Here is a 12,042-nt window from a genome sequence, read left to right on the forward strand (position 1 = left end):
ATCTTGTCTAAAGGAACAGCCATGCAAAATCCGATCTTAGTACTTAATTGTGGGTCTTCATCAATCAAATACGCGTTATTAAGCAATGACAGCAGCGAGCGCGTTGCCGGTCTTGCGGAAAACTTGGGCTTAGACACGGCACGTATCAAACACACCGACCTCAATGGGGAAAAAGTCGAAATCTCTTTGGCAGGCGCCAATCACCAATGGGCGCTGCAAAAAATATTGGGTTTATTAGCAGCTTACAAACCCGTTGCCGTGGGTCACCGTGTGGTGCATGGCGGACGTGAGTTTTCTCATGCTGAAAAAGTCAATGACCATGTCTTGGCGGAAGTCAAACGGCTAAAAGTATTGGCACCACTGCATAACCCCGCCCATGCCTTAGGTATTGAAGCGGTGGAAAAAATCTACCCAGATTTACCGCAAGTGGTCGTGTTTGATACCGCCTTTCACCAAACCATGCCCGCCAAAGCCTACCGCTATGCCATTCCAAAAGATTTGTACAATGAGCATTATATCCGTCGCTATGGCTTTCATGGTAGCTCGCACGCCTATGTCAGCCACCGCGCTGACAGCCTAGCCCCTCATGACCAAGCCAATGGTTGGATTACGGTACATTTGGGCAATGGTTGCTCGTTAACCGCTGTGTATGATGGCAAAAGCTTGGACACCAGTATGGGTCTGACCCCACTGGAAGGTGTGGTCATGGGTACGCGCAGTGGTGATGTTGACCCAAGTTTGCATATTCACTTACACCGTATTTTGGGCTATAGCCTTGACCAAATTGATACAATTTTAAATAAACAAAGCGGGTTGTTGGGCATTTCAGGTATCTCAAGTGATATGCGCACGGTGGAGCAAGCCGCCAATGAAGGCAACGAAGATGCCAAACTTGCCATCGAAATTTTCTGTTATAAAGCAGCCCGTTATATCGCCTCTCTCAGCTGTGCATTACCGACTTTTACTGGCTTGGTATTTACCGGCGGCATCGGTGAGAACAGCGCCTCAATTCGTCAAAAAATCTTACAAAACTTGCCGCATTTTGGCATCAAAGCGAACCTTGACAAAAATGCTGAACTCTCTCGCGGCGTAGAAGGTAGCTTCCACCAAGCCGACAGCCAACTGCAATTGTGGGTGATTCCGACCGATGAAGAATACCAAATCGCCAAAGAAACCAAAGAAGTCTTAGGTTTATAAACCCTCTCACCCTGATGCCTCATCAGGGTTTTTAGTTTGAATAAAACAACAAATAGGAACTATCATGCAAACGATTTTATTTGTGCCTACCAGTAGCGGCATTGGCTTGACCTCAGCTTGTTTGGGTTTTATCCGTGCACTTGATTATATCGGGCTAAAAGCCGGATTTTTAAAACCTTTTAGCCAAAATATCACTGCCAATCATGAGAGTGATGACAGCTCAAGTGTGCTTGCAAAATATGCCTTTAACTTAAACCCGCCACCCTCCATTGACCGCAGCCGCTTAGAGCGCGTGATTGGGGATGGTCAGTTGGATGACTTGATGGAAGAAGTGGTTGCGATGCACCAAACATTGGCTGAGCAATATGACGTTATCGTCTGTGAGGGTCTGGCTGCTGACAATGATTCAAGTTATGCAGAATTGGTGAATTTAGCCATCGTCAATGCGCTAGATGCCAAAGTTATCTTGGTCAGTAGTGGTGATATTGCAAACCCTGATAGTTTGGTAGACAAGCTAGATATTTTTGCCCGTGATTTTGGCGGTATGGCAAGCGAGCGTACGTTAGGCACGATTTTGATGCGGGTTAAAAACGTGGACAACCACTATGATGAAGCACCCGTCGCGCCTGGTAAAGCCAAAGTTGATTTGGCAGCGGAGCAGTTACAGGCGATTAAATCCCACTCCCCTTATTTTGACTCCGATAAATTTCGCTTGATTGGGGTAGTGCCTTTTAGCAATACCTTAAGTGTGCCCCGTACCTGGGACGTGGCTCGTGAGCTTGATGCCAAATGGCTCAATGAAGGCGACGCCAAAAACCGCCGTGTGCTCAATACTTTACTGGTTGCGCGTACCGTTGCCAATATTGAAGATTCTTTCACCCGTGGCAACTTACTGGTGACCGCAGGCGACCGTGATGATTTGATTTTGGCGACTGCGCTTAGCACCATGAATGGTGTGCCGCTAGCAGGTCTTATTCTGACAGGCGGCATCATGCCAAACCAAAAAATTATCAACCTGTGTCGCCCGGCGCTAAAAACAGGAATTCCTGTGATGCTAGTTGACACTGACAGCTTTGATACCGTCACCAAACTTAACCACATCAGCCATGAAATCCCCGCAGATGACACCACTCGCGCCTGTGAAGTCACCGATTTTGTCGCCGCGCATTTGGATTTGGACTGGATCAAGGCCACTTTTAGTCAAGGCAACAACAACCGCAAACTCTCGCCTTCGGCTTTTCGTTATACCTTGGTCAAAAAAGCCCAAGCTGCCAAAAAAACCATCGTACTCCCTGAAGGCAATGAGCCCCGTACCGTTGAAGCGGCTGTCATCTGTCAGACTCGTGGTATTGCCCATTGTATCTTACTTGCCAAACGCAGTGAAGTCGAAGAGGTTGCCAAGAACTTGGGGCTCACCCTACCTGAAGGCCTGCAGATTCTTGACCCAGAAAGCTTGATTGACAAGTACGTCAAACCCATGGTTGAGCGCCGTAAAGGCAAACTCGATGAACTGCAAGCCCATGAACAGCTCAAAGACACCGTCGTGCTGGGTACGATGATGCTGTACTTGGGTGAAGTCGATGGTCTGGTGTCTGGCGCAGTGCATACCACCGCCAATACTGTGCGCCCGGCATTTCAGTTAATTAAAACAGCGCCGCAGTACTCGCTGGTATCGTCGATTTTCTTTATGCTCCTGCCTGAGCAAGTGGTGGTGTATGGGGACTGTGCCATCAACCCAGACCCTACCGCAGAGCAGCTGGCTGAAATCGCCCTACAATCCGCCCAATCTGCCAAAGCGTTTGGTATCGAACCCAAAGTTGCCATGATTAGTTACTCGACAGGGTCATCAGGTGAAGGCGCGGACGTGGATAAAGTGCGTCAAGCCACCGAAATCGCCAAAGCCAAAGCGGCTGAGATAGGCATGGCTAGTTTACTCATTGACGGTCCGTTACAATATGACGCAGCCAGTGTGGCAAGCGTGGCAAAATCCAAAGCGCCAAATTCTCCAGTGGCAGGTCAAGCCAATGTATTTATCTTCCCAGATTTGAACACTGGCAATACCACCTATAAAGCGGTGCAGCGCTCTGCCAACGTGGTGAGCATCGGTCCTATGCTGCAAGGCTTAAATAAGCCTGTGAATGACTTGTCGCGTGGCGCCTCGGTTGAAGATATTGTCTATACCATTGCGCTCACAGCCGTGCAAGCCGATAGCAGTGAGTTTTAAGCGTTTATGTTTAAAAAAAGGTGAGTGTAACACTCGCCTTTTTGTTGTCTATCGCCATTGGCTGTCACACAGAATATCAGCTTAAATGCAATGCAAGGCTACTTTTCCACCACTAGGCTAGTGCGCCACAATCTGTTATCCCCAAAAATTGCTTTATGGTAAAATGTCGCTCAACCACATCTAACTTTATCGCTGGGTGACCAACATGGCACATTCGCAGAACTATTCAACGAGCGTTGACGCCCGACTTGCCGTATTGATTGATGCTGATAATGCGTCAGTCAATCATCTTGATGCGCTGTTGTCTGAAATTGCCACGCTCGGGATTAGTAGCGTTCGACGCGCGTATGGTGATTGGACGCGCCCACAATTAAATAGCTGGAAAAACGTGTTACTGAGCTATTCGATTCAGCCGATTCAGCAATTTAGTTACACCACGGGTAAAAATGCTACCGATGCAAGTTTAATCATTGATGCGATGGATTTGTTGTATACCGAGCGTTTTGATGGGTTTTGTTTGGTGTCATCTGACAGCGATTTTACCCGACTTGCCCAGCGTATTCGTGAGCAAGGGTTATTGGTGTATGGTTTTGGTCGTAGCAACACACCCAAGCCATTTGTGCATGCCTGTGACCGTTTTACTTATCTTGAGTTTTTTGAAGAAAACCAAACCCCTTCGACGGTAGATTTTTATGACTCTGCTGATATGCTGTTCTCCACCAAAGGCAATCAGATGAAGCCTGTGGATGTCGCGATCACTTTGGTCAAACTTGCCATCTCAAGTATGGCGGATGACCAAGGCTGGGCAAATATCGCACCTGTCAAAAACTATCTGCTCAAAGTCGAGCCCGATTTTGATGCGCGCTTGTTTAACTTTAATAAATTCAGTGATTTTCTACGTGCCTATCCGCGCTATTTTGAGGTACAAGAGCGCTATCCCAATGACAATCAGCATAAAGTGATTTTTGTGCGCAATGTACCAACCGATGAACCACCAAACCAACCGTAAGATGTGTCAGTGATGATGAAGGATTTTAGTTTTGTTTACCCCAACTTTGAATTAGGCGGGTGATTATGATAATGCCTCGCTGTATTCGTGTTTGGCTGGGTGGCTCATTTGATCCGATACATTTGGCGCATTTACAGATGATTACGCATGTGTACCATGAGCTCATGCGTGCCTTCCCCAATGTTGATATCATCGCCAAATTATTGCCTACAGCAGGTTCGCCCTTAAAAACCCAGCCAACTTCCAACCAGCAGCGCCTTGAGATGCTTGCGCTTGCGATTGACGATGTGCCTTTTTTGTCGATTGATGAAACTGAGCTACAGTGTCAGCCGCCTGTGTATAGCTTTCTTACCTTGAGTGAGTTTAAACAGCGTTATCCCAATGACCTACTGATTTTTATCCTTGGACAAGACAGTGTTGAACAACTTGATAAATGGTATCGCGGCTTTGAGCTACTTTCGCTGACCAATCTATGGGTGCTACCCCGTCCTGCCTTGGGCAGCCTTAGCCCCACTTTAAACCACAATTTAAGCCACAATTTAAATAAAAATTTGAACCAAAATGCTTTAGCAACTATAGATAAAACCCCTAGTATAAATATTAATAATCGGTTAGTGCCTTTTATCATTCATTCGCCAAAAGACTTGATAAATCAAACCACTAACCATATTTATATTGATAAGTTTGTCGTGCCTGATATTGCCAGTCGTGATATCAGAGCTTGGATATACAGCACAGAAGCTCGGCAACGACAGCAAGCACGGCTAAGTTTACCGAGTCAAGTTTATCGGTATATTGTTGAGCATCAGTTATATGCCCCACACGTTTAGCCTGATATTGATTTACATTTTTTGATAACCTGTGCGTTAGATTTTTGTTAAAATAGCGCACTTTTTTTAGGATTGTCATGATCCTATTTTAAGCTACCCCTATAACCCAATCATTATGACCCAATTCATGGAACCCACGCATTTATGACCGATACCCAATTTGCTAGTTTAGTCAATCAACACCCTGCCCACCAACAGTTAACCATTTGCCTTGACATCGTTCAAGATGCCTTAGATGATTTAAAAGCCAAAAACATTACCGTACTCGATGTTGCTGATATGACTGAAGTCATGGAGCGTATCGTGATTGCCGAAGGGACATCTACCCGCCACCTTAAAGCGGTTGCCGACCATGTCGCGATGAAAGCGAAGCAAGCAGGGTTTAATCCGATTGGTGTGGAAGGTCAAGGCACCAGTGATTGGACTTTGATTGATTTGGGCGCTGTGGTGGTGCATGTGATGATGCCACAAGCCCGCACGTTTTATGACCTAGAAGGCTTATGGCAGGGTCAATCCCAGCGCGAGCGTATGGAAAAAACGGCGTAGTATAATAGTCTATAGCTTAGTTTAGACTATGTTATGCAAACTATGCGTTATAAACTAGACGCTACAACCAAATGGGTAAACAAGTTTTACCCATTTTTTTATGCCGTTAATTGTCTTTGGCTAAAAGTTATGCCAATGCAGCCGTTTGCTGACGTTGATGGTTTTTCATCCAAAGATTGATGGCGATTACAATAATAACATAGCCGATTTGTGCCAAAAATGTCTGTAGCGTCGGGTAGAATCCCAACGATTCAATGGCGGGCAAGCGGCTCAGGGCGGTCATCGGTAGATACCCTGTCAATTGTAGCGCGTGCAAACTAACGCCTAAAATCTTAAAGCCCAGTAGGTAAATCACCCAAGTTAAGACTTTAAATAATTGTGGAATCGGTAATTTAACCGAGGTTTTTAGCATCACCCAAGCCACTGCTGCCAGTGCTACAAGCGCCAAACCAATCCCGGTTAAAAAATCACTCATGCTGATATTGGGTAATATACCGACGTAAAATAATATGGTCTCTGCGCCTTCTCGAAACACAGATAGAAAGCTCAATCCAAATAACGACACAAAGCTACCTGCCGTCATGGCTTGTCCCATATGACGCTTGATATAAGCATTCCATGATTGGACGGATGATTTGCTATGCAGCCACGCCCCGATGCCGATCATCATAATCACCGCAACGATGCCTATCACCCCTTCAAACATCTCACGATTGGCGGCAGAAGTCACTGCAGGGAATAATAGCTGTAATGCCATCGCGCCTGCGATACTGGCAAGTAGGCCAAAAGCGACACCAGCATACACCCATTTTTTGGCTTTGACTTGTTTGGCAGCGGTTAAAGCCGATAACAGCGAGATGACAATCAATAAGGCTTCTAGCCCTTCTCGAAGCAAAATCAGCATCGAGTCAACCGCGGTATATTGCGCTGTTGGATTGATTGCCGCCAATTCATTGATAATCGATTGCAGTGTTTGCTGCTGTTTAGGGTCTTGCCCCTTCGCCATGGCTAGCGGAATTTGACTTTCCACCCGATTATATAAACTGGGGTTACGCGTGCTGACATCGCCTTCGACCGTTGGCCATATACTAATAAACTCGCCTAACTTGGCTTGACCAGTCGCTGCATCGTTTGTTTTAAACGCCTGTAAACCATCGCGCAGTAGCTGGATACTATCTGCCAGAGTGACAGTTTGTGTGGTTTGTACAGCAGCTACGTCACCTTTGTTATAACTGTCGATGGCGTCTTTTAGGGCGGCAGATTGGGTTTTGATTTGCGCCATATTGATGGGTTGGGTTTCAATCGCCACTCGCATCAGCGCCATGGATGTTTCGATTTTGCCGTAGTGCCCCATACTGGTATTGCGTACGACCCGCTCATTACCTAGCCAAACTGCATTAAACTGGTTGTAAGCCGCCCGTAACGCTTCGACATCTGTCGATGCTGCCCGTTGTATGACTTGATTAAGATTGTCATACGCCGGTACCATTTTTTTGGCAAACTCTTTTCGCTTCGCGCTGTAATCTACAGGATTTTGTTCTTTTTCAAAGGCATATAATGCATTTGATACGGCTGATAAATTGGCTTCTGTGGGGTTGCTGACGGCTTGCCCAATCGCTTGGCTTGTCTGTTGCCCAAGCGTGGAATTTTTTGCCGTTGCATCAATGGCATCAAAGGCTGTTTGAATTTGCGCAAGGGTGTCCTTGGCTTTTGAAGTATCATTGGCTTTAATTGCCGCCATCGCGTCTGATAGCTTGATAAAAATAGGGCTTAAATTCAGCTTTTTGCTGGCTGATTGGCTGGCTTGCGTCGCTATCTGCGCACTTGCAGGCATTGGTTGCTGCGCTTGTAAGCCTTGGCTACTGATGAGCAGCGAACTTGCTAGACCAAAACTTAGCAAGGTTTTTTGGGTGATGTTTATCATGAGTAACTTTTTAACCTTCTATTTAACCGTCTATTTTTAAGCGTGTATTTTTAACCATCTATTTTTAACTGATGCTTGTTGCATTTTAACCTTAAGCTTCAAATAATGCTTGTCCAATGTAGCCACCTTGCGGGATACCACCGAAGCAAGCAAATAGCCCACTGCCAATGTGGGTGGTGTATTCATTCATTTTATCAAGACGACCTAGGGCATTTTGGATGATGATAAATTGCTCGGGCGATTTTTGGAAGGAAATAAACAGCAGCCCTGAATCAAACTGCCCGGTGGCTGGGTTAATGCCGCTACTGTAAGAATACGAACGGCGTAGCATCTCCACGCCTGTGCGTTTTGCCAGTCCCATGTGGGAAATTTCAGGTATCACTGCTTTACCCTGCGCGTCTTTGGCATGCACATCAAAGGTGTCAAATTCGCCTTTTTGTCCAATCGCCGCGCCGCTATCACGATGTCGACCAAAGGTGTCTTCTTGACCTTTAAGCGAGGTGCGATCCCAAGTTTCAAGATGCATTTGGATGATGCGAGTGACCAAATAAGTACCGCCTTTCATCCAATCAGGCGCGTCCGCCCATAAGTTTTTTTCCGCAGACTTGATGGTGCTTTGGTTGGCAGTGCCGTCTTTAAAGCCGAATAAATTACGGGGCGTATGATTGCCGGTATCAAACCCAACAAAACCTGACTGACTCCAACGCATGGTAATATTAGAACGCGCTTGGCGAACCAGTTGCCGTACCGCGTGGAACGCCACTTGGGCATCTTCGGCGCAGGCTTGAATACAGATATCACCCCCCGTCAAATTTTCTCGTAATTGATCGCGCGGGAACTTGGGCAAGTCTTGGAATTCTTTGGGCTGCTTATGGGTAAGTCCCATCTTTTTTAGAAAACTTGGGCTAATGCCAAAGGTCAACGTCAATCCGTACGCGCCCATGCTGTCTGCTTCGCCTGTGTCGGTCGGGGGCACAAACGGGTTTTTTTCATACGCTTTGATGTTTTTACCTTGCGTCAAATTGGCCGCATAGGTCGTCCAGTCTTTGAACATCTGTTTGACATCGTCGAGCTTATCGGTATGTAAATCCATTACCAAAAAATAAATATTACGCTGTGACGGCGTGGTAATGCCTGCTTGGTGTTCGCCATAAAAATCATATTTGACATCCGCAAAACAATTTTTGGTAGTATTGGCATCACTACCGGCATGTTTAGGATTTTCGTTTTTATCGCTATCTTTGGACTGATTACCATCCAAAGCTTGCAAGTTAGGTAAGTTTTCACTTGGTTTTTGCTGACAGGCTGACACGGCTAAACCTGCGCCTGCGACACTGAGCGCACCAAATTGGCGTAAAAAACTGCGACGATTTGACATTTTTAATCCCACCCCTGTTTCTTGCGCTTGCTTATCTAATTTACTATGTTTCATACTGCCCCTAACTTGATACTTACCTTTTTATGCCGCCCTAAAACCGTCAAGTGAAGCAGTTTTTTGCTTCACCTTTGACTTATTGCAATACAATGCCCATCTGCGCTAAGGATTCGCCAAGTCTATTCACCGCTTCGGCTAGCGCTTTGGTATCTGCAGGGGTTAACTCTTTATAGGATTTATAGTCTTGTTGCCCGACTTGGTGTTTGGCAAGTAGTTGGTTGACTGCGTCAAATTTTTGCTCAAGCTCCGTGACTAACGCTGGGTTTTTGGCTTGGATTTTTGGTTTTAAAATGGCAAATATTTTCTCGGCGCCTTCAATATTGGCTTTAAAATCATACAAGTCTGTGTGCGAAAAAATTTCTTCTTCGCCGGTGATTTTGCTCGTTGATACTTCATTGAGCAAATCTACTGAACCTTGCACCATCAAATCGCCTGTGACCTCTGCCGTCGGAATTTTGGCGTGCAACTCTTTGACATCTGCAATCAGTTGTTTGCCCAGTTTTTCGGTGCCTTTGGTGGTATTTTGCGTCCACAAGATTTTTTCAATCGCATGGAAGCCTGTCCATGCTTCATTGGGCTCAAGGTCGGCTTCACGGTTATCGATACGTGGGTCAAGGTCGCCAAAACTTTCAGCAATCGGCTCTGAGCGCTCATAATACATGCGTACTTTTGGGTATAACGCCTTCGCCTCTTCTAATTTACCCGCTTCGAGCAGTGCGACAAATTTTTGGGTATCGGCGAGCAAGCTATCAATTTGGGTTTGTACCCAAGCTTTGTATTCCGCCGTTTCTTTACTCAAATCAACTGAGCTCTGCGCCGACGCTGTGACTGCAGAAGCGTTAGTCGTTGCAGGTGCTGTTGCGGCACTACTTGCAGCAGCTGCTACGTCGGTTTTTTTCTCGGTTTTTTGGCAAGCCGTCAAGAGTAATGCAGATATCGTCAGGGGTAATATTGATAAAGTAAAAGTACGGCTCAACATAAAACATCCTTAAAAGTAAACACGATTAAATAATAAAAAAAATAATGACAATTTGCGAATTATAGTGTAAATGAGAATCGTTATCAATATTTATTTTGCTTTGATTGCGCTTAGAAGTTTAAGCAAAAAAATACCCCGCAGCAGCGAGGTATTATGATTGGCTATGACGCGCAGATCGCCTAATAACAAAATAACCTAGCCGAATTTACCCGTGATGTATTCTTCAGTTTCTTTACGGTCTGGGTTGGTGAACATTTTATCGGTATCCCCCATTTCCATCATTTCGCCCAAGTACATAAACGCGGTATAGTCAGATACCCGTGCCGCTTGCTGCATGTTGTGGGTGACGATGGCGATGGTGTAATCATTTTTTAGGTCTGAAATCAAATCTTCAATTGAGCCTGTTGAGATAGGGTCAAGTGCCGAGGTGGGTTCGTCTAGTAGCAATACTTCAGGACGGGTTGCCACACCGCGGGCGATGCATAGACGCTGCTGCTGACCACCAGACAATGACAGACCCGATGCTTTAAGTTTATCTTTGACTTCAGTCCACAGTGCCGATTTTTTGAGCGCCCATTCAACGCGCTCGTCTAGCTCAGCGCGGCTTAAGCTTTCGTACAGACGCACACCGAATGCCACGTTGTCATAGATTGACATTGGAAATGGCGTTGGTTTTTGGAATACCATACCCACGCGAGCACGCAGCAAGTTGACGTCCACCGATTTATCCAAGATGTTTTGTCCATCTAGGTTAATTTCACCCGTGGCACTCATGCCTGGGTATAGGTCATACATACGGTTAAAGGTACGCAGCAGAGTTGATTTACCACAGCCTGACGGTCCGATAAACGCGGTAACTTTTTTGTCAGCAATATCGATGTTGATATTTTTAAGGGCTAAAAATTTACCGTAATAAAACTCTAGATTACGAATTTGCATTTTTGCGGTCATGATGAATACCTTAATAAATTTTGTTTGATACTAGCAAATAGCTTTAATCTTCTATTGATCATCAATGTGATGATTGCTCTTTACCACTTAAGGCACGTGCCAAAATATTCAATGTTAATACTGCCAAGGTGATGAGTAACGCACCTGCCCAAGCCAATTGGTTTGAAATAGGGTATGGCTGGCTGGCGTATTGATAAATCACGTTTGGTAAGTTGGCAATGGGTTGACCCATATCGGTACTAAAGAATTGGTTATTGAGCGCGGTAAATAGTAATGGCGCAGTCTCACCCGAGATACGCGCAAATGCCAGTAAGATACCTGTTAATACCCCAGTTTTGGCAGCACGTAACGTAACGGATGTTACCAGTTTCCATTTTGGCGTTCCTAACGCATAAGCCGCTTCACGCAATGTATTGGGAATTAGACGAAGCATATTTTCGGTGGTACGTACCACCACAGGAATAACCAATAGCGCTAAAGCCATTGCACCTGCCCAACCTGAGAAGTTACGACCTTGTACCATCAACGCAAAAATAAATAGACCAATCACAATCGAGGGTGCTGATAGCAAAATGTCGTTCATAAAACGGGTGACTTTACCAAGCCAGCTGTTTTCGGCAAATTCAGCCAGATAAATACCTGCCATGACACCAATCGGGGTGCCGACTACAAGCCCTAATCCTGTCACCATGATTGAGCCGATAATCGCATTGCGAAGACCGCCGATTTCGTTTGGCGATGGCGTGTCTTGAGTAAAAATAGGCATGGTCAATAACGCATGCGAACCTGATAAAAACAATTTGAATAAAATTAAACCTAAGAAGGTCAAGCCAAATACAATGGACAAACCGGCAAATATCAGTCCTAAAGCATTGCTTAGACGGCGGCGTTTGTAAATGGCGTTATTACGATTCATGTTGATAGTAGTCATAGTATTCCCCAGCGTC

At 45.6% G+C, this 12,042-nt stretch carries 10 protein-coding genes; 5 read left to right on the forward strand and 5 right to left on the reverse strand.

Features of this window, described 5'->3' with window-relative positions; all coding sequences use genetic code 11:
* Nucleotides 1-21: 21 nt before the first annotated feature.
* The 5 genes from LAJ61_RS02190 (at nt 22) to rsfS (ending at nt 5,806) form a co-directional block, all read left to right on the forward strand.
* Nucleotides 22-1,197, forward strand: coding sequence for an acetate/propionate family kinase (locus LAJ61_RS02190; protein ID WP_224054306.1), 1,176 nt, complete (start codon nt 22-24; stop codon nt 1,195-1,197).
* Nucleotides 1,198-1,261: 64 nt separating this feature from the next.
* Nucleotides 1,262-3,421 carry a phosphate acetyltransferase gene (gene pta / locus LAJ61_RS02195; protein WP_224054307.1) on the forward strand — a complete coding sequence of 720 codons (2,160 nt, stop codon included), beginning with the start codon at nt 1,262-1,264 and terminating at the stop codon, nt 3,419-3,421.
* Between the two features lie 205 nt (nt 3,422-3,626).
* A complete protein-coding gene (locus LAJ61_RS02200; RefSeq protein ID WP_224054308.1) occupies nt 3,627-4,430 on the forward strand; it encodes an NYN domain-containing protein in 804 nt (267 codons plus the stop codon).
* 65 nt (nt 4,431-4,495) lie between these two features.
* Nucleotides 4,496-5,260, forward strand: a complete 765-nt coding sequence (gene nadD, locus LAJ61_RS02205; protein ID WP_224054309.1) for a nicotinate (nicotinamide) nucleotide adenylyltransferase — start codon at nt 4,496-4,498, stop codon at nt 5,258-5,260.
* Between the two features lie 144 nt (nt 5,261-5,404).
* A complete protein-coding gene (gene rsfS, locus LAJ61_RS02210) occupies nt 5,405-5,806 on the forward strand; it encodes a ribosome silencing factor (RefSeq protein WP_224054310.1) in 402 nt (133 codons plus the stop codon).
* A gap of 127 nt (nt 5,807-5,933) precedes the next feature.
* Here rsfS and LAJ61_RS02215 read toward each other — a convergent pair whose 3' ends face one another.
* The 5 genes from LAJ61_RS02215 to pstA form a co-directional block, all read right to left on the reverse strand.
* A complete protein-coding gene (locus tag LAJ61_RS02215; RefSeq protein WP_224054311.1) occupies nt 5,934-7,730 on the reverse strand; it encodes an FTR1 family iron permease in 1,797 nt (598 codons plus the stop codon).
* Nucleotides 7,731-7,821: 91 nt separating this feature from the next.
* Entirely contained in the window at nt 7,822-9,162 is a 1,341-nt protein-coding gene (gene efeB / locus LAJ61_RS02220) for an iron uptake transporter deferrochelatase/peroxidase subunit (RefSeq protein WP_224054312.1), read from the reverse strand.
* A 79-nt stretch (nt 9,163-9,241) separates the two neighbouring features.
* The gene (efeO, locus tag LAJ61_RS02225) at nt 9,242-10,144 is read right to left on the reverse strand and encodes an iron uptake system protein EfeO (RefSeq protein ID WP_224054313.1); all 903 of its coding nucleotides are present in this window, start codon (nt 10,142-10,144) and stop codon (nt 9,242-9,244) included.
* Nucleotides 10,145-10,339: 195 nt separating this feature from the next.
* A complete protein-coding gene (gene pstB, locus LAJ61_RS02230) occupies nt 10,340-11,095 on the reverse strand; it encodes a phosphate ABC transporter ATP-binding protein PstB (RefSeq protein ID WP_060995484.1) in 756 nt (251 codons plus the stop codon).
* A 61-nt stretch (nt 11,096-11,156) separates the two neighbouring features.
* Complete coding sequence (gene pstA, locus LAJ61_RS02235) at nt 11,157-12,026, reverse strand: phosphate ABC transporter permease PstA (RefSeq protein WP_095355920.1); 870 nt, start codon at nt 12,024-12,026, stop codon at nt 11,157-11,159.
* Between the last annotated feature and the right edge of the window lie 16 nt (nt 12,027-12,042).

This window comes from Faucicola osloensis (assembly GCF_020041925.1).
Lineage (GTDB): Bacteria > Pseudomonadota > Gammaproteobacteria > Pseudomonadales > Moraxellaceae > Faucicola > Faucicola osloensis_D.

What these genes read in the sequence shown, in the direction of transcription:
- LAJ61_RS02190 (WP_224054306.1), top strand. Translation starts at nt 22, where the DNA reads ATGCAAAATCCGATCTTAGTACTTAATTGTGGGTCTTCATCAATCAAA.
- pta (WP_224054307.1), top strand. Translation starts at nt 1,262, where the DNA reads ATGCAAACGATTTTATTTGTGCCTACCAGTAGCGGCATTGGCTTGACC.
- LAJ61_RS02200 (WP_224054308.1), top strand. Translation starts at nt 3,627, where the DNA reads ATGGCACATTCGCAGAACTATTCAACGAGCGTTGACGCCCGACTTGCC.
- nadD (WP_224054309.1), top strand. Translation starts at nt 4,496, where the DNA reads ATGATAATGCCTCGCTGTATTCGTGTTTGGCTGGGTGGCTCATTTGAT.
- rsfS (WP_224054310.1), top strand. Translation starts at nt 5,405, where the DNA reads ATGACCGATACCCAATTTGCTAGTTTAGTCAATCAACACCCTGCCCAC.
- LAJ61_RS02215 (WP_224054311.1), bottom strand. Translation starts at nt 7,730, where the DNA reads ATGATAAACATCACCCAAAAAACCTTGCTAAGTTTTGGTCTAGCAAGT.
- efeB (WP_224054312.1), bottom strand. Translation starts at nt 9,162, where the DNA reads ATGAAACATAGTAAATTAGATAAGCAAGCGCAAGAAACAGGGGTGGGA.
- efeO (WP_224054313.1), bottom strand. Translation starts at nt 10,144, where the DNA reads ATGTTGAGCCGTACTTTTACTTTATCAATATTACCCCTGACGATATCT.
- pstB (WP_060995484.1), bottom strand. Translation starts at nt 11,095, where the DNA reads ATGACCGCAAAAATGCAAATTCGTAATCTAGAGTTTTATTACGGTAAA.
- pstA (WP_095355920.1), bottom strand. Translation starts at nt 12,026, where the DNA reads ATGACTACTATCAACATGAATCGTAATAACGCCATTTACAAACGCCGC.